The following is a 20,811-nucleotide window of genomic DNA, read 5'->3' as shown; positions in this document are numbered from 1 at the left end:
GGCCTTGATTTTGATGGATTGCCGGGTCATCCCGGCCTTCCCTGTCATATGCCACGAGATACGGACCCACGGATGCGATCCATTTCCGCACGCGCGCCACTCGCCTTGCTGCTCGCCCTGCCGCTGCTTGCAGGCTGTCTCGAGCGCGGCCGATCGCCGATCGCGGAGAGCATGGGCGACGACGATCAGTACTGCCAGGCCGGCGGCAAGGTGGCGGTCGGCTCGCCTGATTATGTCGCCTGCCGCAAGAACCGCGACGTGCAGCGCCAGAACGCCGAGGCCCGCACCGATCGGCGGCAGCGCGATCTCGGCGAATACATGATGAACAATCCGGACCGGCACTGAGCCGCGCCGACGGTCGCCGTCACGCCCGTTGCGTGCGCTTCCAAGCAAAAACGCGGCAGGTTGCCCTGCCGCGTTTCGTGTTCTGCTCTTCGAGTTGCGCGATCCGCGCTTACTCTTCCTCGTCGTCGGGTTTCTTGCCGCCGATCGTCTTCAGCTTGGCGAACACCGCATCGACGTTGAGATCGTCGTGGCGCTCGACCGGCTGGTCGTCCAGCTCGTCCTTGCGCGTGGTCTCGGAGGCCGGCAGCAGCGTGGCGCCGCCGTAGACGGTGGTGGTCGGCTTCTCCTTGGCGGCGCGCTGCACCTCGAAATCGAGCTCGATCTGCGAGCACAGGCCGAGCGTCACCGGGTCCATCGGGGTCAGGGTCGAGGCGTTCCAGTGGGTGCGGTCGCGCACGCTGGCGATCGTGGTCTTGGTGGTGCCGACCAGACGCATGATCTGGGCGTCCTTCAACTCGGGGTGGTTGCGCACCAGCCAGAGGATCGCGCTCGGCCGCTCATGGCGGCGCGACACCGGGGTGTAGCGCGGGCCCTTCTTCTTGGCGGCGGAAGGCAGCACCACCTTGCTCTCCTGGAGCTTGAGGCGGTAGTTCTGGTCGCGCTCGCCGCGCTCGATCTCCTCGCGGGTCAGCTGGCCGTTGGAAATCGGGTCCATGCCCTTGATGCCCTGGGCGGCGTCGCCGTCGGCGATGGCGCGGACCTCCAGGGGGTGCATTTTGGTAAAATCGGCCACCTGATCGAAGGTCAGGGCGGTATTGTCGACCAACCACACGGCAGTCGCCTTCGGCATCAGCGGTGCGTTGCTCATGGCAAATCTCCTTTGTGCTTCGCCCACCTCTGTCGAGGCGAAGCTGGTAGTCATCGGCGATGACGGGAATTATGGCGCCTATATAAGCCCTCCGGGGGGAATGGCGCAATGGCCCAGCAAAATCGCCTTGACAGCGCCCGAAAGCAGTCCCAAGTCCTTACCGTAACTGGCCGTTCCCCGCCCCGCCGGCGAGGGGTGATTCGGTCCCGAGATTGCTCCGAGACAGCCCCAAGACAGCCCCAAGACAGCCCATGTCAGCGAAAAAACCCGACCTTAGAATCGTGCTTTGTTCCCCCCGCGGCTTCTGTGCCGGGGTGGTCCGCGCCATCGACACGGTCGAACGTGCCCTCACCATTTATGGCGCGCCGGTCTATGTCCGGCACGAAATCGTCCATAACAAGTATGTGGTCGACAGCCTGAAGACCAAAGGCGCCATTTTCGTCGAGGAATTGGCCGAAATCCCCGACGACACCGACGCGCCGGTGGTGTTTTCCGCCCACGGCGTTCCGAAATCGGTTCCCGCCGAGGCGAAATCCCGCAATTTCTTCTCACTGGACGCGACCTGTCCGCTGGTGACCAAGGTCCACCGCGAGGCGGCGATCCATTTCAAGCGCGGCCGCGAGATCCTGCTGATCGGACATTCCCATCACCCCGAGGTGGTCGGCACCTTGGGCCAGCTGCCGGTTGGCGCCGTGACCCTGATCGAGACCGCCGAGGATGCCAAGACCTTCGTTCCGAAGGACCCCAACAACCTCGCCTTCGTGACCCAGACCACGCTGTCGATCGACGACACCGCGGAAATCGTGGCGCTGCTCAAGCAGCGCTTCCCGAACGTCAATGGTCCGCACAAGGAAGACATCTGCTACGCGACCACCAATCGCCAGCTCGCGGTGAAGAAGGTGGCGCCGGTGGTCGATGCCCTGATCGTGGTCGGCGCGCCGAACTCGTCAAACTCGCAGCGCCTGCGCGAAGTCGCCGAGCGCGAGGGCTGCCCGATCGCCGTGCTCGCCCAGCGCGCCAGCGACATCGACTGGAGCAGGTTCGAAGGCATCAGTAGCCTCGGCATCACCGCGGGCGCATCGGCGCCGGAGGTGATCGTCGAGGAGATCATGGGCGCCTTCGCCGAGCGCTACGAACTGCACGTGGAGACGGTCTCGGCCGCGGAAGAGAACGAGTTCTTCCCGCTGCCGCGTTCGCTGCGGCCCGACGCTGCCGCGGCGGAATAGACCATATGGCGGTCTACACCGACGTTGCCGCCGAAGACCTCGCGGAATTCCTCAAAAGCTACGACATCGGCGAACTGCTCTCCTACAAGGGCATCGCCGAGGGCGTCGAGAATTCGAACTTCCTGCTGCACACCAGCGAGGGCGCCTACATCCTCACGCTTTATGAGAAGCGCGTGGCGGAGGACGACCTGCCGTATTTCCTGTCGCTGATGGCGCATCTCGCCGAGCGCGGCGTGTCGTGCCCGCAGCCGGCGCGCAACCGCAAGGGCGAGGTCACTAGCCGGCTCGCCGGCCGGCCCGCGGCGATCATCAACTTCCTCGAGGGCGTGTGGCCGCGGCGGCCGAACGTGGCGCATTGCTCCGGCGTCGGCGAGGCGCTGGCCAAAATGCACGTTGCCGGCCGCGATTTCCCGCTGGTCCGCAACAATCCGCTGTCGGTCGCCGGCTGGCGGCCGCTGTTCGATCTCGCCGCCGCGCGGGCCGACAGCGTGCAGCCGGGCCTGCACGACTTCATCGCGCGCGAGCTCGATCATCTCGAAGCCTCGTGGCCGGCGGATCTGCCGGTCGGCGTGATCCATGCCGACCTGTTTCCCGACAACGTCTTCTTTCTGGGCGACAAGCTCTCGGGCCTGATCGACTTCCCGTTCGCCTGCAACGACATCCTGGCCTACGACGTCGCGATCTGCCTCAACGCCTGGTGCTTCGAGCCGGACCATTCCTTCAACGTCACCAAGGCGCGCGCATTGCTCAATGCCTATGGCCGCGAGCGTCCGCTGTCGGCGGCGGAAGAGGCCGCGCTGCCGCTGCTCGCGCGCGGTGCCGCGATGCGTTTCCTGCTGACGCGGCTGGTCGATTTCCTCAACGTGCCCGAAGGCGCGCTGGTGCAGCCGAAGGACCCATTGGAATATGTCCGCAAGCTGCGCTTCCAGCAGAACGTCGCGAGCCTGCGCGATTACGGCATCACGCCGGCCGGATGCGCGGCGTGAGCGACAAGCCGCATGTGATTGTCTTCACCGATGGTGCCTGCTCCGGAAATCCGGGGCCGGGCGGCTGGGGCGCGATCCTCAGATTCGGCGAGGTCGAGAAGGAATTGAAGGGCGGCGAGCCGCACACCACCAACAACCGCATGGAGCTGATGGCGGCGATCTCGGCGCTGGAAGCCCTGAAGAAGCCCTGTGTGGTCGATCTCACCACCGACAGCCAGTATGTCCGCCAGGGCATCACCGGCTGGATCCATGGCTGGAAGCGCAACGGCTGGCGCACCGCCGACAAGAAGCCGGTCAAGAATGTCGAGCTGTGGCAGCGCCTCGATGCTGCGCTGAAGCCGCATGAGGTGCGCTGGCACTGGATCAAGGGCCACGCCGGCCACGCCGAGAACGAACGCGCCGACGAGCTGGCACGCGAGGGCGTGGCGATGGCGAGGTTGAAGAGTTAGGGCCGCAGCGAGTCGGGTGCGTAGGATGGGTAGAGCGAAGCGAAACCCATCATCTCAATGCACGGCACGAAGGCGATGGGTTTCGCTGCGCTCTACCCATCCTACGATTCCCGGAATTTCGGCGATCTTTCCCTCTCCCCTTGTGGGAGAGGGTGGACGCGATGCGCAGCATCGCGGACGGGTGAGGGGTCTGTCTCCGCGGATAGAGACCCCTCATCCGGCGCGGATTGCATCCGCGCCACCTTCTCCCACAAGGGGAGAAGGGAAGAAGCGTCGGCTTAGAGCTGACCGAGCAGCGTGTCGCCGCCGGAGACCTCGACCTTGCCCGGGGCGGGCTCGAGGTTGAGCTTCTTCACCACACCGTCCTCGACCAGCATCGAGTAGCGCTTGGAGCGGATGCCGAGGCCGTTGCCGGAGGCATCGAGCTCCATGCCGATCGCCTTGGCGAAGTCGGCATTGCCGTCGGCGAGGAAGACGGCTTCGTCGCGCTGGTCGGTGTCGCGCTTCCAGGCGTTCATCACGAAGGCGTCGTTGACCGAAACGATCGCGATGGTGTCGACGCCCTTGTTCTTCAGGGCATAGGCATTGAGGAAGATGCTCGGCAGATGCATCTTGTGGCAGGTGCCGGTGTAGGCGCCAGGCACGGCGAACAGGGCGACCTTCTTGCCCTTGAAAATATCGTCGGTGGTTTTGACCTGCGGACCCTCGGCGGTCATCACGCGAAACTTGGCTTCCGGCAGCTTGTCGCCAACATTGATCGTCATCGTTGTTCTCCCTCGGTGAAGCGGAACTGTCTTAAACCCGGCTACAGCACGGCACAATACGGGCTCGCTGAAGAACGGCAATGCCGGAGGCCAAAGCGTTTTCGAGCGAAGTGGATACCGGTTCGCGTGAAGAAAACGCGTCAAAACAAGAATCTAGAGCCCCGTTCCGATTCAATCGGAACGGAAAAAGGCTCTGGTCACCGTTCCGTCATCAGCCGGAAAACCCGCCGGCGTCGAGAAAGGCCTTCTCCTCGGCCGTGGTCTGCCGGCCCAGCACGCGATTCCGGTGCGGGAAGCGGCCGAACCGGCGGATGATGTCGGCGTGGTCCTCGGCGTATTTCAGGTTGTCGGGATGGCAGTCATATTGCCGGAACAGCGCCACGCATCGCTGCTGGTCGGCGAGGTCCTCCGAATGCTCGAAAGGCAGATAGAGGAATTCGCGCAGCACCGGGGCGGTCCGCGCATCGACGCCGCGGTCGATGGCACGGCTTGCAACCTCGCGCGCCAGCTTGTCGGTGGAGAAGGTCTTGCTGTCGTTGCGAAACAGGTTTCGCGGAAACTGGTCGAGCACGATGGTCAGCGCCAGCGCACCGTCGTCGCTGGCCTCCCATGACGACAATTCGCCGGCAGCCGCCTTCTGCCAGGTGGCGAGGAAGCGGCTGCGGATCTCGGCATCGAAGGCGTCGTCGCGCTTGTACCAGCGGTCGCGGCCGGCATTCCGCCAGAAGCCAAGCACGTCGGCCGGCGTCGCGAGGCTTGCGTCAGACATCGAACGTCAGTCCACTCACGCCTTAAGCCGCGGCCTTCTTCTCGTCGCGCAATTCGCGGCGCAGGATCTTGCCGACATTGGTCTTCGGCAGGTCGGTCCTGAACTCGATCTGCTTCGGCACCTTGTAGGCGGTGAGCTGGGTGGCGCTGAACTTGATGATGTCCTCGGCGGTGAGGTTCGGGTCCTTCTTGACCACGAAGGCCTTCACCGCCTCGCCGGACTTCGCATCGGGCACGCCGATCACGGCGCATTCGAGCACGCCCGGATGGCTTGCGATCACCTCCTCGATCTCGTTCGGATAGACGTTGAAGCCGGAGACCAGGATCATGTCCTTCTTGCGGTCGACGATCTTGGTGTAGCCCTTCTCGTCCATCACGCCGATGTCGCCGGTGCGGAAATAACCGTCCGCGGTCATCACGCGCGCGGTTTCGTCCGGCCTGTTCCAGTAGCCCGCCATCACCTGCGGGCCCTTGGCGCAGATTTCGCCGGCCTCGCCGATCGGCAACTCATTGCCGTCATCGTCGCGGATCGAGAGCCAGGTCGAGGGGACGGGAAGGCCGATCGTCCCGGAGAACTCCTCGATCGTTGCAGGATTGCATGTCAGGGTCGGCGACGTCTCCGACAGGCCATAGCCTTCCGACAACGAGATGCCCGTGACCTTCAACCATTTCTCGGCGACCGGCCTTTGCGTCGCCATGCCGCCGCCGTTGGCGATCTTCAGCTTGGAGAAGTCGAGCTTGTCGAATCCGGGCGTGTTCAGCAGGCCATTGTAGAGGGTGTTGACCGCCGGGAAGAAGCTGACCTGGTACTTCGACAGCTCCTTGACGAAGCCCGCCATGTCGCGCGGATTCGGAATCAGCAGATTGGTGCCGCCGGCCCGCATGCCGAGCAGATAGCAGGCGGTGAGCGCGAAGACGTGATAGAGCGGCAGCGCGCAGACGATGACCATCTGTTCGACGATCGGCGGCTTCGCCAGCGCCGGCTGCAGCCAGGCGTCGTTCTGCAGCACGTTGGCCAGGATGTTGCGGTGGAGCAGGGTGGCGCCCTTGGAGACGCCGGTGGTGCCGCCGGTATATTGCAGGAAGGCGACGTCATCGAGCGTCAGCGCGGGCTTGTTGAGCTTCAGGCCGCGGCCGGCTGACAGCGCCTCGTTGAAGCCGACGGCGCCGGGGATCGACCAGGCCGGCACCATCTTCTTCACCCGGCGTACCACCAGATTGACGATCACGCCCTTGAAGCCGAGCAGGTCGCCCATGCTGCCGACGATGACGTGCTTGACCGCGGTATTGGGAAGTACCTTCTGTACGGTGGTGGCAAAGTTCTCCAGCACGATGATCGCCTCCGCACCGGAATCCTTCAGCTGGTGCTCGAGCTCGCGCGGGGTGTAGAGCGGATTGACGTTGACCACGGCAAAGCCGGCGCGCAGCACGGCCGCGGTCGCGACCGGGTATTGCAGCACGTTCGGCATCATCAGCGCGACGCGCGCGCCCCTCTGCAGGCCCTTGCTCTGCAGGTAGGCGCCGAGCGCCGCCGACATCTCGTCGAGCTCGCGATAGGTGATCGCCTTGTCCATGCAGATGAACGCCTTGCGATCGGCGAATTTCTTGAAGCTCTCTTCGAGCAGTTCGACCAGCGACGAATATTGCGTGACGTCGATATCGGCGGGCACGCCGGCCGGATAATGCTTGAGCCAGATGCGCTCCATGATGGTCAATCCCCTCTCTCAAAATTGGCTGATGTCCCGGATTGCTTCCGGGTTTTCCGACCTTTGGCCGCGTTATTTCAGGCAGTATTGAGCGATGCCGCGGCCAATGGCAAGCCGCTGCGCGTTATCGACGCATTAGAGGAAATGACGGTCGGAAATGACGGGCGGGCGCTCCGCTAGCCGGCCGGCTTGGCGTCGGCTTTCGGCTTGTCGGCAGCCTTGGGTTTGTCGGCCGCAGTCTTGGGCTTGGCAGCCGGCTTTGCCGCCGCCGGCTTGCCGGCAGGCTTTGCGGCGGCGGGCTTGTCCGCGGCCGTCTTCGCAGCTGCGGCATCCGGCTTAGCGTTGGCGTGACGCACGGGCTTGGCCGCCGGCTTGTTGTCCGACTTGGAGGCGCTCTTGGTGTCGGCCTTCGCGTCATCGGCCGCATCGGGCTTCTTGCCCGCGACGCGGCTGTGCTTGCCCTTGGCGCGCTTGACCGGCTGCATCTTCTCGGTGTCGGCCTCGACGGCGGCGATCAACGCAGCCCCGGTCTTGGTCGGCCCCGTATAAACCACGACCGGCTCGGACGCCGCCGCCGGCTGCGCCAGCATGTCGGCCGGCTTGGTCGGCATCGCGGCCTGCAGGCCCGAGGCGAAGAAGCTGACGCCGCCATCGCCATTGGTGCTGGAGCTTCCGGCACTGGCGACGGTGTCTTCTGCGTCCTCGTCGCTGGCGGGCCGCTTGTGCTTGGGACCGCACATCTCCTCGCGCAGGTTCGGCGGCGTGGAATCGATCGGCACCAGATTGTCGACGGTGCCGAGCGAGGGCCGCAGCCACGCCATCCCATTGTTGGCAAAGCCGCGGTCCAGGAGCTGCGCGGCGCGGATCGCGCGCATGCGGCCCGAGGAAGCGCCGAGTACCACGGCGATCAGCCGCTTACCGTCGCGCGTCGCCGACGCCACGAGATTGTAGCCGGAGGCGCAGATGAAGCCGGTCTTGAAGCCGTCGGCGCCGGGATAGCGGCCGATCAGCTTGTTGAAGTTCTGGGTGATGCGGCGGCCGAAGCGGATCGACGGGATGTGGACGAAATACTCGTATTCCGGCAGGTCGCGGATGATGGCGCGGGCGAGGATCGCCATGTCGCGCGCCGAGGTGATCTGGCCGTCGGCGGGCAGGCCGTTCGGATTGACGTAGCTGGTTTGCGTCATGCCGAGCTTTTGCGCGGTCTGGTTCATCATCCCGGCAAAGCCGTCGATCGAACCGCCGAGGCCCTCGGCCAGCACCACGGCCATGTCGTTGGCCGACTTCACCAGCATCATCTTCAGCGCGTTGTCGACAGTGACCTGGGTGCCGGGCCGAAAGCCCATCTTCGATGGCGACTGCGACGACGCGGTCGGCGACACCGTGAGCAGCGTGTCGAGCGAGACGCGGCCATCCTTGACCGCCTTCAACGTCACATAGGCCGTCATCATCTTGCTGAGCGAGGCCGGGTACCACGGCATCGTCGCATTATCGGCCTGCAGCACCTTTCCGGAATCGGCCTCGACAACCAGCAGCGCCTCGGCTTGCGCCATTTGGGGCGTGGCGACGGCGAGCATCGCGACGGCCAGAATCCATTTCAATGACGGGCGAGGAAGGTGCACGAATCCGGTTCCGGTCCTTTGAGACCCGCCTTGAAAAAAGGAGGTCTTGCGATTGTGACGTACGGGTTTCAAGCGTGTCCGGCGCCGCATTGCGGCAATGCAAACCCTATACCGGCTTGCCAGCAGAGAACAGAGGCCGGTGAATTATATCGTGGACGAAATCGGCTGAATTTCGGCAGCCGCCTCAATTGGAAAGGCGGGAATTATGGTGTCTCGATGCCGGCGCGCGCCTGTTCCTGGACCATGAACTGGGCCCGCGCGAGCTCGGCAAAGCGCCCGCCTTTCGCCACCAGTTCATCGAAAGTTCCGCTTTCGATCACCCGTCCCTGGTCGAACAGCAGGATGCGGGTGGCGTGGCGGATGGTGGAGAGGCGGTGCGCGATCACGAAGGTGGTGCGACCCTTCATCACTTCATCGAGAGCGGCATTCACCTTGGCCTCGGTGACGGCGTCGAGGGCGCTGGTGGCCTCGTCGAGGATCAGGATCGGCGGATCCTTCAGCAGCGCACGCGCGATCGACAGCCGCTGGCGTTCGCCGCCCGACAGCATGCGGCCGCGCTCGCCGGCATGGGTATCGAATTTCTTTTCGCTGCGCTCGATGAAATCCAGCGCCTGTGCGCGCGCCGCGGCGGTGCGCAGCTCCTCATCGGTCGCGTCGGGCTTGCCGACGCGCAGATTGTCGGCGAGCGAGCGGTTGAACAGCAGCGCCTCCTGGAACACCACGCCGATGTTTCGCCGCAGCGCCGTCAGCTTCAGCGCGCGTATGTCCATACCGTCGATCCTGATGATGCCCGATTGCGGATCGAACGCGCGGTGCAGCAGCGCGATCGCGGTGGATTTGCCGGCGCCGGTCGAGCCGACCAGCGCGATCGTCTGGCCCGGCAGGGCGGTGAAGCTGAGATCCTCGATCGCCGGCCGCTTGCCGTCATAGGAGAACGAGACGTCGTCGAACTCGACGAGGCCGGACAGCCGTCCGGGATCGACCGCGCCGGGCCGGTCGCGCACCGCCGGCACCGCATCGAGCACGTCGAAGAACTCCTGCAGGCGCGGCGCTTCCATGAACACGTTGTTGATGAAGCTGACCACCTGCTCGAGCTTCTGGATCAGCATGGTGGCGAACGAAACGAACATCACGATCTCGCCGACCGTAGTGAGGTCCTGGTTATGCAGCGCGATGCCGACGGTGAAGATCGCGAGCACCGTGATCGTGGTCGAGGCGCGCGTAATCACGGTGACCAGCGCCCACCATGACAGCACCGGCATCTGCACCGCGAGCAGCTTGTCGGCGACGTAGCGCAGGCCCTGCACCTCGGAATCGATCCGCACGAAGCTCTGCACCAGCGCGACATTGCCGAGCGCGTCCGAGGCGCGCGCCGAGAGGTCGCTGTAATAGGCCTCGACCTCGCTCTGCATGCCGTAGGTCTTGCGCACCACCAGCGTGGTCAGCACGGTGAACACGACGCAGAGCCCGAACAGCAGGAGCGCCAGCCGCCAGTTGATGTAGAGCGAAAGCGGCAACAGCACGATCAGCGACATGATCGCGGCGAAATGCTCGCGGAAGAAGCCGAGCCAGAGCCGCCACAGCGCGTCGGTGCCGTTCAGCATCACCTTCATCAGCCGCCCGGAATGGGTGCCGGAATGGAAGGTCAGCGGCAGCTGCAGGATGTGCTCGAAATAATCGGTCAGCACCGCCTGGCGCTGGCGGTGCGCCAGCCGGTCGGCCTGCAGCGCCACGATCGCGCTGCAGCCGATCGTGAACAGGCCGAACGCCGCCCAGGCAACGAGCAGCGGCCATGCCGAGGAGGTCGCGAACAGTCCGGTGACCGGCCGGCCCGACAGCACGTCGACGATCTTGCCGAACAGCACCGGCTCGGCGAATTGCGCGCCGGCGAGCAGCACGTTGGCGATGGCCAGGATCCAGCCGAGCCGCGCCTCCTTGCCGAGCAGTTCGAGGACGCGGGTATAGAGGCGAAGCATGGACATGCCGGCGGCACTCGTCAGCGGTGGGCGCCCGATCAGGCGGGATGCAATCTAATCAGGGTTCGCGATGCAGGGCCAGCGGTGACAGCGCGTCATGCTCAGGGTGAGGGGTTGAACAGTGGTGCAACATATCCGCTGTCGTCCCTGCGAAAGCAGGGACCCATAACCACGGGGTTGGATTGTTGAGGAAGGCTGGAGCCCCAGCGCTACGCAACAATGGCCTTCGGTGGTTATGGGTCCCTGCTTTCGCAGGGACGACACTGAGTGTTTGGTGCCGCTCGTCAGTTATGCATTTCGCATGCTCTCAATTCACCAGGCGGCTGTCGATCGGCGGCAGGAAAGCCTCGTCGAAGATGTCGGCGGCGTGCGGCCGCTTCTGGAATTTGAAGTCCTCCGCGAGCTGGTCGACCGAGCGCTCGAAGCGCTCCGCCTCGATGCCGCCGATGCCGTCGCGCTTCACCTCGCTGGTCAGGATGTTGTCGCGGATGATGGCGTTCAGCCGCTCCAGCTCCAGATCGCGCGAGCCGCCATCCATCCGGCTCGCGACCTCGCCGGCGGCGCGGGCCGGATCCTTGACCGCGAGGTTGGTGCCGCCGATCGCCGCGCGCACGAACCCTTTCACCGCATCCGGCTTCGCGGCGGCAAGGTGCGGGCTGACGATCACGGCAAAGCCGTAGGCCTCGCAGCCATAGTCGGCGAAGCGCAGCACCGCGAGATCGTCGGCGGGCACGCCGCGATCGCGCAAATTGATCGCCGAGAGATAGGAGAAGCCGGTGACGGCATCGACCTGGCCGGCGGAGAGCATCGGCTCGCGTACCGCGGCGCTGATCGTGCTCTGCTTCACGCTCGACAGCTTGATGCCGTTCTGCTTCGCGACCGCGGGCCACAGCCGGATCGAGAGGTCGCCGTCGGCGACGCCGAGGCTCTTGCCCTGCATGTCGGTCAATGTCCGGATGCCGCGGCTCTTGCGCGCGATGATCGCATAAGGCGCCTGGTTGAACAGCACGAACACCGCCTTGACGGGGGCCGCGCCAGGCTTGTCGCGAAAGCGGATCAGCGAGTTGATGTCGACGAGGGCGAAATCGCTCGAGCCGTCGGCGACGCGCGCGATGGCATCCGCCGAACTGGTCGCGACGTTGGTGCCGACCGCAAGGCCCTCGGCGCTGAACAGGCCTCCGGTCGACGCCATCACGAATGGCGCTGCGGCGGCATCAAGCGGACGGTCGAGCGTGAACTGGATGGTGAGCGGCGGCGGCAGATCGCTGGCGCGCAGCGGCGTCAACGCCGGCCACACGCCGCCCGAAAGGCCGATCATGCCGGCCAGTATCCAGCGGAGAACGGTGGTCCGACTTACCTGCATCATGACATCCGGGAGGCGAGACAAAGTGCCGCGCCGGCGCGCCTGCTTCATGACATCGAATGCGCCAGAGCAAGCGTCAATTTCAAGCGTTATTTGCAGGCATTTTGCCCCAGGCAAGGTGAACGGCCGATGACTGCCAAGCTTCGGCTTGCCATGTTTTCACCTCAGGCCGTTCAGCTTGCATTCGGTTTGGGGAACCTAATCTGGAGGCAGTGGGTTAGCTAACCAAGGCCCGTCGGGCCGGCTTCCACAAAGGATGACTGCAATGTTTGCGCGAAAAAGTGTTTTTTCGTCCATTGGCCGCGCAGCCACATTGGCAACGGTTGCCGCGGTGGCGTTGACGGCCGTCGAGCCGACGATGGCGTTCGCAGGCTCTGCTCAGACAGGCAAGGTGACCGCTGTGACGACGTCACAAGGCACGAGCGGCGCGACCGACATCAGTGCCCGCCGTCGTTACTATGGCGGTGGTGGCGCGGCCGCTGCGGCTGCGTTCGCCGGGATCGTCGGCACGGGCCTCGCGATCGCCGCAGCCCAGAGTCGCCGCGACTATTACGACTCCTACGGCTACTATGGTGGCCCGGGCTACTACGGTGGTCCCGTCTACTATGGTGGCGGCCCGGTCTATTACGGTGGCGGACCGTACTATGGTTACCGCGGCTATTACGGGCGGCGGTCGCAACTGCCGTATCAGCCGTACTGACCGCCGTCGGCGGTTCTCGGAACTGTCACAAAGCATCCGATCCACCGGCCGCGGGCCGGTGGATTTTTTCGTCGTCGCCGTTAACACGATGGCGACGCGTTTCGACTAGGCTCGAAGCATGAGTGATTCGATCGAGCGGCTTTACCAGGCGGTGATCGCGGCCAAGGATCTTGATCCGGCTACGTCGCGCACGGCACGGCTGTTCCAGCGCGGGCCGGCCAAGATGGCCAAGAAGCTCGCCGAGGAAGCGATCGAAGTCGTGATCGACGCCGTCAGCGGCAAGTCGGATGCCGTCATTCGCGAAAGCGCCGACCTGTTCTACAACCTCGCCGTTCTCTGGGCGTCGGCCGGCGTGAAGCCGGAGGATGTCTGGCGCGAGATGGAGCGGCGCGAACGGCTGCTCGGAATCGCCGAGAAGCTGCCGAAGTCGCCGGTCAAGCTGCCCAAGCCGGCGCCGGTCCCGGTGGTTCGACGCCGAATTGTCGCGCTGGAGAACCGGCTGCGCAAACGGTAGCCGTAAATCAACAAAAATTCAGCTCAATCCCGCCATGGACAAATCCGCTCCATGATGGTTCATCGCGCCCATGTTGAAACGGACTTACGACTGGTGCGTCGAGGCGGCCGACAAGCCCTATGCGCTGTGGATTCTCGCGGCCGTCGCCTTCGCTGAGAGCTCCTTCTTCCCGATCCCCCCCGACATCATGCTGCTGCCGATGTCGCTGGCGCGGCCGAAGCGGGCGTGGTGGTTCGCCGCGGTCTGCACGGCAGCGTCGGTTGCCGGCGGCGTGCTCGGCTATGCGATCGGCGCTCTGCTCTATGACGCGCTCGGACAGTGGCTGATCCATCTCTACGGCCTCTCCGACAAGGTCGACGCGTTCCGCGCCTCCTACGCCGAATGGGGCGCCGTGATCATCCTGCTGAAGGGACTGACGCCGATCCCCTACAAGCTCGTGACGATCACCTCGGGCTTTGCCGGCTACAACATCTGGCTGTTCATCCTGTGCTCGATCGTCGCGCGCGGCGGCCGCTTCTTCTTCGTCGCGGTGCTGCTCAACCGCTATGGCGATTTCATCCGCGCCGAGCTCGAGAAGCGGCTCGGCCTGTGGGTCGCGATCGGCGCGATCGTGCTGGTGCTGGGCTTTGTTGTCGCATTCAAGCTGATCTAGCGACGGACCGCTCGCGGCTTTGCCTGCGCGCGGCTTCGGGTTACGCTTGCCGCGATGGCTGATGGAATCGCGGACCTGCTCAATCCTGCCGGGCTCACGCTCGTCAGGCTTACGCGTGCAAAGGCGCGCATTGCGCTGGCGGGTCTTGTGCTGTCGGGTCTTGTGCTTTCGGGTCTTGCGCTGTCGATGACACTGATGACCCTCGATCACAGCTGGGCCCAGACAGCACCGCCGACGCTTGGCGTGCAGTCGCCGGCGCGGCAGCCGATCCCGCCTCAGCAGCAACAGATCGAGCTGCCGCCGGCGCCGGTCGAGCGCGAGAATCCCGGGCTGATCAACGAAATCGGAAAGCTGTTCGAGAAGTCGAAATCGGCGTTGCCGCCGCTGAAGAGCCCCGGCGAGACCATCAACGACCTGTCGAACATCGCGCGCCCCTCGACGGTGGTGACCGGACGCGCGGCCTGCGTGGTGGCCTCGAACGGTGCGCCGGACTGCAAGATCGGCGCCGACCGGCTGTGCCAGAGCAAGGGGTTTCGGGAAGGCAAGGGCATCGATACCGACGCCTCCGAGAAATGCTCGCCGCTGGTCTATCTGCCGGGCCACAAGCGCGGCCCGAACGACTGCAGGACGGAAAATTTCGTGACACGGGCCGTCTGCCAATAGCGGCGGCCAGGCTTGTGTCTGGGATGCCAGGCGCCTGCGAAAACACGGTTTCAGGATGAGGATTTGTCATCCTTTTGCAGCGCCAAAACGCAATCCTTGACACTGGAAAGATTGCCTTGTTGGTATGACGATCAGCATTCGAGACCAACCAACGACCAACGCTTGAGGATCCGCTTCCAATGTCCATGCCTGCTCTGTTCAAGGGCCGCCTGTCTCTTCCCGTGATCGGGGCGCCGCTGTTCATCATCTCCGTGCCCGACCTCGTTATCGCGCAGTGCAAGGCCGGCGTGGTCGGCTCGTTTCCGGCGTTGAATGCGCGGCCGCCGGAGTTGCTCGACGAATGGCTGTACCGGATCAAGGAAGAGCTCGCCGCCTATGACAAGGCGCATCCGGAGCGGCCGTCGGCGCCGTTCGCGGTGAACCAGATCGTGCACAAGTCGAACAACCGGCTCGATCACGACATGGCGCTTTGCGAGAAGCACAAGGTGCCGATGATCATCTCCTCGCTCGGCGCGCGCGAGGAGCTCAACCAGGCGGTCCACGGCTGGGGCGGCATCGTTTTCCACGACGTGATCAACCAGAAGTTCGCGCACAAGGCGATCGAGAAGGGCGCCGACGGCCTGATCCTGGTCGCGGCCGGCGCCGGCGGTCATGCCGGCACGCTGTCGCCGTTCCCGTTCGTGTCGGAGACGCGGCAGTGGTTCGACGGGCCCATTGCGCTCTCGGGTACGATTGCCAACGGCCGCGCCATTCGCGCGGCGCGCATCATCGGTGCCGACTTCGCCTATATCGGCTCCGCCTTCATCGCGACCAAAGAGGCAAACGCGGTCGAGGGCTACAAGAGCATGATCACCAACTCGTCCGCCGAGGACATCGTCTACTCCAATCTGTTCACCGGCGTGCACGGCAACTACCTGAAGCCGTCGATCGTCGCGGCCGGCATGGATCCGGAAAACCTGCCGACCTCCGATCCCTCGAAGATGAGCTTCGGCACCGATGCATCCGGCGAGCGCGCCAAGCCGAAGGCCTGGAAGGAGATCTGGGGCTCGGGCCAGGGCGTCGGCAGCATTTCCAAGGTGGTGCCTGCAGCCGAGCTGATCGCCCGGTTCAGGAAAGAGTATGAAGACGCGGTCGATCCGGCGCTTGCCTGATGGAGCCGATCTTTCGCGTCGACGGCGACCGCGTCGTCACCAGTCCGGATGCCGCGGGTCCCTGGGACCCGCGGATGCAGCATGGCTCGGCGCCGGCGGCGCTGGTGGTGTGGGCGGCCGAGGCCCTTCCGACGCCGGTGCCGATGCGGATCGCGCGCGTCACCATCGACCTGATGCGCCCGGTGCCGGTCGCGCCGCTGACGGTCTCGAGCGAGATCCTGCGCGACGGCCGCAAGATCCAGCTCTGCGGCGTCAGGCTGCTCGCCGACGGTGTCGTGGTCGTTTCGGCCAGCGTGCTGAAGATCAAGCAGCAGGCGGCCGAGCTGCCGCCTGACGTCGCCGCGCTCGCCGTCGATCTGCCGGGCCCCGACGAAAGTATGATCGAGCCGGGCAACCTTGCGAACAGTCCGTTCGTGAAATGCATCTCGATGCGGGCCGCGCGCGGCCGCTTCGGCGTGGTGGGACCCGGCGCGATCTGGTTCCGCGTCGACCGCCCGCTGATTGCGGGCGCCGCCGTCTCGCAGGCGATGCGGGCAGTGGTTGCCTCGGATTTCTCCAACGGCACCTCGCCGGCGCTCGATTTCAGCCAATGGACCTTCATCAACGCCGATCTCTCGGTGAGTCTCGCGCGCGAGCCGGTCGGCGACTGGATCCTGCTCGATGGCCAGTCCTGGATCGGGTCCGACGGCGCCGGGCTTGCAATGTCGCGGCTCGCCGATCAGCGCGGCTATTTCGGCCAGGCGGTCCAGAGCCTGGTCATCGAGCGGCGCTAGGACGCGCTACGCTTCTTCGACCTCCCCTTGAAAAGGGGAGGTCGCTTTGCTCGCCAGAGCAAAGCGGGTGGGGATCAGCTCTCTCCACTTGCAGCATCGCCTGGGGCTGACCCCCATCCCGACCTTCCCCCTTTCAGGGGGAAGGCGAACTCCAGTCACGTCTACGGTGCATGGGGTTGTTTCACCGATTCGCAGTGCGGGAGCGCCAAGCGACTGCCCCTGCGGCAAAAATAACTCCGCTTCCCGGGAACGGTTGGCGGCACGTGCGAGTTTCGCTCCCGTTAGGGGGTCCCATGATGCGTATTGATCCCGCCGCCGGCATCGTGGCCATGGCCGTCCGGCGGTTGTGTGATGTGCCGGCCGGTGTCGACGGCCGGCCGCCGCAGGGACAGACGCGATGAAGCCTGGTCCGTCCTCGGAACGCGCGGTCATCCTCGCCGCGAGCGAGCGGGACGCCGTCAAGACTGCCCACCTGATCAAGGAAGCCGGCTATTACGCCAACATCTGCGGTGACCTCGCCGAGCTCGAGCGCCAGATCGCGAACGGGGCGGGCCTTGCCATCATTGCCGACGAGGTGATCAGGGCCGCCGATCTCGCCGGCCTGACGCACTGGTTGAACGAGCAGCCGTCATGGTCGGACTTTCCTATCGTGCTGATCAGCGAGAAGGGGGGATCCGAGCGCAATCCCGAAGCCGCGCGGCTCGGCCGGGCGCTCGGCAATGTCACCTTCATCGAGCGGCCGTTTCATCCGACCACGCTGGTAAGCCTGGTCGCCGCGACAGTGCGCGGCCGCCGCCGTCAATACCAGACCCGCCAGATCCTCGAGGATCTGACCGAGAGCGAAGGTCTGCTGCAGACTGCGCTCAATGCCGGTCATCTCGGCGCGCTCGAGCTCCATCTGCCGGATTTCGAGCTCGAGGCGTCGCCGACCTGCAAGACCTATTTCGGACGCAGGCCGGGCGATCCCTTCACCTATCAGGATCTCTTGGACGCGGTGCATCCCGACGACCGCGCCCGCCGGAGCGAGATCGTCGAACAAACGTTGCGCACCGGCTCGGATTATCGGATCGAATACCGCAACATCTGGCCCGACGGCACCGAGCACTGGGTCGACGTCCGCGCCCGTGCGGTGCGTCGGCCCGACGGCGGCCTCCGCTCGTTGGTCGGCGTCTGCTCCGACATCACCGCGCGCAAGACCGCGGAGATCGAGCGCGAGGCGTTGCTGGCGCAACTTGCCGCCGAGCGCACCGCGCTTGCCGAACTCACCGCGACGCTGGAGCAGCGGGTCGAGCAACGCACCGCCGACCTGATGAAGGAGGTCGCCGCGCGCGAGCGGGCGCAGGAGCAGCTCCGCCATGCGCAGAAGATGGAGGCGATCGGCCAGCTCACCGGCGGCGTCGCGCACGACTTCAACAATCTGCTGATGGCGGTGATGGGCAATCTCGATCTGCTGCGCAAGCGGATGCCGGAGGATCCGCGCCTGCGTCGTCTGGTCGACGGCGCATTGCAGGGCGCCGAGCGCGGCGCGTCGTTGACGCAGCGGCTGCTGGCGTTCGCGCGGCAGCAGGATCTGCGCGCGGTGCCGGTCGATCTCGGCGCGCTGGTGCGCGATATGAGCAATCTGCTCGAGCGCTCGCTCGGACCGCGCATCATGCTGCGGCTCGACATTCCCGAGGGGCTGCCGCTGGCCTGCGTCGACAGCAACCAGCTTGAGCTTGCGGTCCTCAACCTTGCGATCAATGCACGCGACGCGATGCCGGATGGCGGCGTGATCGAGATCCGCCTCGCGGCCTGGCAGGCGAAGAATGATCCGACGCTGCAGCCTGGCGAATATTTGAAGCTCTCGGTGATCGACAGCGGCACCGGCATGTCGGCGGACGTGCTGAAGCGCGCGATCGAGCCGTTCTTCTCGTCGAAGCCGGTGGGCAAGGGCACCGGGCTCGGCCTCTCGATGGTGCATGGGCTCGCCGTGCAGCTCGGCGGCGAGCTGCAGCTGTCGAGCGCGGTCGGCGAGGGCACCACGGCTGCGCTGGTGCTGCCGGTTGCAACGGCGGTGCCGGAAGTCGAGAGCCCGGCGCCCGCGACGCAGACGGTCAAGCGCTCGGCCGTGATCCTGCTGGTTGACGACGATCCGTTGATCGCGATGTCCACCATGGAAATGCTGGAGGACCTCGGTCACCGCGTGATCGGCGTCAATTCCGGACCGCAGGCGCTCGAGATCCTCAGGAGCGACCAGGAGATCGACCTGATGATGACCGATCACGTGATGCCCGGCATGACCGGCATCGAACTCGCCGCGGCTTCGCGCAAGGTGCGGCCGCAGCTCCTGGTGCTGCTCGCCACCGGCTATGCCGAACTGCCCGACGGCACCCAGGTCGACCTGCCGCGGCTGGCCAAGCCCTACCACCAGGATCAACTGCGCGACCGGCTCGATCGGTTGCTCGGGCAGGGGATGCAGCAGCGTGCGGCCGCGACCGGCACCGACGATCTTGCCGCACCTTCCACTCTCTCCCCGTCACCCTGAGGTGCGAGCGGAGCGAGCCTCGAAGGGCGCCGGCCCTGGCTGGTGCCGCAAGCAGAGATAGCGCGCGCTGAAACATCAGGGCCGTGCATCCTTCGAGGCGCGCGAGAGCGCGCACCTCCAGCGACAAAGGCGAAGCCTTTGCGCGGGGATGACGGGACCAGCAATCGTCGTGCGAGCATCCTACCCCACCATGCGGTCGCGGCCGGTCCAGAAGCGCGCCTTCAGCACCTTCTTGTCGACCTTGCCGACGCCGGTCATCGGCAGCTCCTTGACGAACTGGATCTGCTTCGGCGCGTGTGCCGAGCCCTTCTTCGCCTTCACCAGTCCGATCAGCTCGTCGGCGTCGGGCACAGCGCCCTCGCGCGCGACCACGACGGCGGTGACGGCCTCACCCCATTTGTCGTCTGGCACGCCGACCACGGCGACCATCGCGACGTCGGCATGTTGCGACAAGACGTCTTCGACTTCGCGCGGAAAAATGTTGAAGCCGCCGGAGACGATCATGTCCTTCTTGCGGTCGAGGATGAACATGTAGCCGCGCTCGTCCTTGCGCGCGATGTCGCCGGTGTGCAGCCAGCCGCTCTTCAGCGTCTCCGCCGTGATGTCGGGCCGCTTCCAGTATTCGGCCATCACATGCGTGGCACGCACGCAGATCTCGCCGGCCTCGCCGGTCGCGACCTCCTGGTCGTCCTGATCGAGGATCTTCACCTGGCAGGCGGTGATCGGGAAGCCGCAGGACAGGAACAGCTCCGGCGTCTTCGGGTCATGATCCGCCTTGCGCAGCACCGAGACCGGATAGCATTCGGTCTGGCCGTAAAGCTGGGAGAACACCGGGCCGATCCGCTCGATGCCTTCGACCAGCCGGCTCGGCGACATCGCCGAGGCGCCATAGAGCAGGAGCTCGAGCGAGGAGAGGTCGGTCTTGTCGAGCGCGGGATGATCCAGCATCACGTAGATCATGGTCGGCACGAACAGCGTGAAGTTGATCTTCTCGCGTGCGATGGTCGTGAACACGGCCTCCGGATCGAACCCTTTCAGCATGTGCACCGTGCCGCCGCGTATCAGCGTCGGCAGCACCTTGGTGCCGGCGACATGGCTGATCGGCGCCACCGTGAGATAGCGCGGCGTCTCCGGGATCTCGAAATCGGCGAGGATGGCGGCGGCGAAGCCGCCATATTCGCGGTGATAGCGCAGCGCGCCCTTGGATTTGCCTGTCGTGCCGCCGGTGTAGTTCAAGGTCGAGATGTCGTCCTCGCGGGCGAAGCTCTTCGCGCTCGCGCTGCCGGCATCCTCGGCCACCTGCAACAGGTCGGCGCCGTAATCCGCCGGGCCGAGCGTGAACACGGTCTTCAGGCCCTGTGCCTTCGTCGCGAGCTCGCCGCCGCGATCGCGAAACGTGATGCCGTCGACGATCAGCATCTGCGCTTCGGAATCCTCGATCTGGAACAGCTGGTCGTCGAGTGAGCCCAGCGGATGCAGCCAGGTGATCGCGAGCCGCGACAATTGCGCGGCGACGCCGGCGCACCAGCTGTCGGCGCGGTTGGCGGTGAGCAGCGCGACGCGGGTGCCAGGCGCAAAGCCGAGCCGCATGAACACGCTCTGCATTCGTCCGATCAGGTCGGTCGCGCCCTGATAGCTGAGCGAGCCGCCCGGCCATGCGAAGGCGGTGCGCGACGGATAGCGCGCCAGCGCCCGCAAGGTCTGTTCGCACACCGCCGGAAATGCATAGAGCGGATTGCTCATCTCGTTGTCCCTCCCGCCTTTGTCTTTGGCTTTTGTCGTGCCAATGTTGGCGGCAACGCTAACACAATGATGATGGGA

General features: G+C 65.2%; 19 protein-coding genes. 11 read left to right on the top strand and 8 right to left on the bottom strand.

Going from position 1 to position 20,811, the window contains the following annotated elements; genetic code table 11:
- The first annotated feature begins 72 nt into the window (after positions 1 to 72).
- Positions 73 to 345: a hypothetical protein gene (locus QJT82_RS24200; RefSeq protein WP_075969207.1), complete on the top strand. Its 273-nt coding sequence runs from the start codon at positions 73 to 75 to the stop codon at positions 343 to 345.
- A gap of 109 nt (positions 346 to 454) precedes the next feature.
- On the opposite strand, the gene QJT82_RS24195 is transcribed toward QJT82_RS24200, so the two are convergent.
- Positions 455 to 1,153, bottom strand: coding sequence for a cell cycle transcriptional regulator TrcR (locus tag QJT82_RS24195; RefSeq protein ID WP_028342602.1), 699 nt, complete (start codon positions 1,151 to 1,153; stop codon positions 455 to 457).
- A gap of 251 nt (positions 1,154 to 1,404) precedes the next feature.
- Between QJT82_RS24195 and ispH the strand changes: the two genes are divergently transcribed.
- From ispH to rnhA, 3 genes are read left to right on the top strand one after another with little or no spacing between them, the layout of a single operon-like run.
- On the top strand, positions 1,405 to 2,379 hold the full coding sequence (ispH, locus tag QJT82_RS24190; RefSeq protein ID WP_028342601.1) for a 4-hydroxy-3-methylbut-2-enyl diphosphate reductase: 975 nt from the start codon (positions 1,405 to 1,407) through the stop codon (positions 2,377 to 2,379).
- A gap of 5 nt (positions 2,380 to 2,384) precedes the next feature.
- On the top strand, positions 2,385 to 3,365 hold the full coding sequence (locus tag QJT82_RS24185; RefSeq protein WP_028342600.1) for a homoserine kinase: 981 nt from the start codon (positions 2,385 to 2,387) through the stop codon (positions 3,363 to 3,365).
- A complete protein-coding gene (gene rnhA / locus QJT82_RS24180) occupies positions 3,353 to 3,814 on the top strand; it encodes a ribonuclease HI (protein WP_035632202.1) in 462 nt (153 codons plus the stop codon). The genes QJT82_RS24185 and rnhA overlap by 13 nt, the downstream gene beginning before the upstream one ends.
- Positions 3,815 to 4,092: 278 nt before the next feature.
- Here the strand turns inward: rnhA and QJT82_RS24175 are convergent, their stop codons facing one another.
- The 6 genes from QJT82_RS24175 to QJT82_RS24150 form a co-directional block, all read right to left on the bottom strand.
- Positions 4,093 to 4,578, bottom strand: coding sequence for a peroxiredoxin (locus tag QJT82_RS24175; protein WP_028342598.1), 486 nt, complete (start codon positions 4,576 to 4,578; stop codon positions 4,093 to 4,095).
- A 211-nt stretch (positions 4,579 to 4,789) separates the two neighbouring features.
- Complete coding sequence (locus tag QJT82_RS24170) at positions 4,790 to 5,347, bottom strand: DUF924 family protein (protein WP_028342597.1); 558 nt, start codon at positions 5,345 to 5,347, stop codon at positions 4,790 to 4,792.
- A gap of 22 nt (positions 5,348 to 5,369) precedes the next feature.
- The gene (locus tag QJT82_RS24165; RefSeq protein WP_028342596.1) at positions 5,370 to 7,052 is read right to left on the bottom strand and encodes a long-chain fatty acid--CoA ligase; all 1,683 of its coding nucleotides are present in this window, start codon (positions 7,050 to 7,052) and stop codon (positions 5,370 to 5,372) included.
- A gap of 176 nt (positions 7,053 to 7,228) precedes the next feature.
- Positions 7,229 to 8,629 carry a D-alanyl-D-alanine carboxypeptidase family protein gene (locus QJT82_RS24160; RefSeq protein WP_196238202.1) on the bottom strand — a complete coding sequence of 467 codons (1,401 nt, stop codon included), beginning with the start codon at positions 8,627 to 8,629 and terminating at the stop codon, positions 7,229 to 7,231.
- Between the two features lie 248 nt (positions 8,630 to 8,877).
- Positions 8,878 to 10,656, bottom strand: a complete 1,779-nt coding sequence (locus QJT82_RS24155) for a glucan ABC transporter ATP-binding protein/ permease (RefSeq protein WP_028342594.1) — start codon at positions 10,654 to 10,656, stop codon at positions 8,878 to 8,880.
- A 301-nt stretch (positions 10,657 to 10,957) separates the two neighbouring features.
- A complete protein-coding gene (locus tag QJT82_RS24150; RefSeq protein ID WP_028342593.1) occupies positions 10,958 to 12,013 on the bottom strand; it encodes an ABC transporter substrate-binding protein in 1,056 nt (351 codons plus the stop codon).
- 265 nt (positions 12,014 to 12,278) lie between these two features.
- Here QJT82_RS24150 and QJT82_RS24145 point away from each other — a divergent pair, with 265 nt between their 5' ends.
- The 7 genes from QJT82_RS24145 (at position 12,279) to QJT82_RS24115 (ending at position 18,990) form a co-directional block, all read left to right on the top strand.
- Positions 12,279 to 12,713, top strand: a complete 435-nt coding sequence (locus QJT82_RS24145) for a hypothetical protein (RefSeq protein ID WP_028342592.1) — start codon at positions 12,279 to 12,281, stop codon at positions 12,711 to 12,713.
- Between the two features lie 118 nt (positions 12,714 to 12,831).
- Positions 12,832 to 13,227, top strand: a complete 396-nt coding sequence (gene hisE / locus QJT82_RS24140) for a phosphoribosyl-ATP diphosphatase (protein WP_028342591.1) — start codon at positions 12,832 to 12,834, stop codon at positions 13,225 to 13,227.
- A gap of 70 nt (positions 13,228 to 13,297) precedes the next feature.
- The gene (locus QJT82_RS24135; RefSeq protein ID WP_028342590.1) at positions 13,298 to 13,879 is read left to right on the top strand and encodes a YqaA family protein; all 582 of its coding nucleotides are present in this window, start codon (positions 13,298 to 13,300) and stop codon (positions 13,877 to 13,879) included.
- Between the two features lie 54 nt (positions 13,880 to 13,933).
- Positions 13,934 to 14,542, top strand: coding sequence for a hypothetical protein (locus QJT82_RS24130; RefSeq protein WP_028342589.1), 609 nt, complete (start codon positions 13,934 to 13,936; stop codon positions 14,540 to 14,542).
- Positions 14,543 to 14,721: 179 nt separating this feature from the next.
- Positions 14,722 to 15,693 carry a nitronate monooxygenase family protein gene (locus QJT82_RS24125; protein WP_028342588.1) on the top strand — a complete coding sequence of 324 codons (972 nt, stop codon included), beginning with the start codon at positions 14,722 to 14,724 and terminating at the stop codon, positions 15,691 to 15,693.
- Complete coding sequence (locus QJT82_RS24120) at positions 15,693 to 16,466, top strand: thioesterase family protein (RefSeq protein WP_028342587.1); 774 nt, start codon at positions 15,693 to 15,695, stop codon at positions 16,464 to 16,466. Before QJT82_RS24125 ends, QJT82_RS24120 begins: the two co-directional genes overlap by 1 nt.
- A gap of 397 nt (positions 16,467 to 16,863) precedes the next feature.
- The gene (locus QJT82_RS24115) at positions 16,864 to 18,990 is read left to right on the top strand and encodes a hybrid sensor histidine kinase/response regulator (protein WP_259245089.1); all 2,127 of its coding nucleotides are present in this window, start codon (positions 16,864 to 16,866) and stop codon (positions 18,988 to 18,990) included.
- A 180-nt stretch (positions 18,991 to 19,170) separates the two neighbouring features.
- Here the strand turns inward: QJT82_RS24115 and QJT82_RS24110 are convergent, their stop codons facing one another.
- Positions 19,171 to 20,733 carry an AMP-binding protein gene (locus tag QJT82_RS24110; protein ID WP_028342585.1) on the bottom strand — a complete coding sequence of 521 codons (1,563 nt, stop codon included), beginning with the start codon at positions 20,731 to 20,733 and terminating at the stop codon, positions 19,171 to 19,173.
- Between the last annotated feature and the right edge of the window lie 78 nt (positions 20,734 to 20,811).

The sequence above is a fragment of the Bradyrhizobium sp. Mp19 genome (genome assembly GCF_029952935.1).
Lineage (GTDB): Bacteria > Pseudomonadota > Alphaproteobacteria > Rhizobiales > Xanthobacteraceae > Bradyrhizobium > Bradyrhizobium elkanii.
Note: the sequence above shows the minus strand (reverse complement) of the source record. Positions and strands in the feature narration are given on the sequence as shown.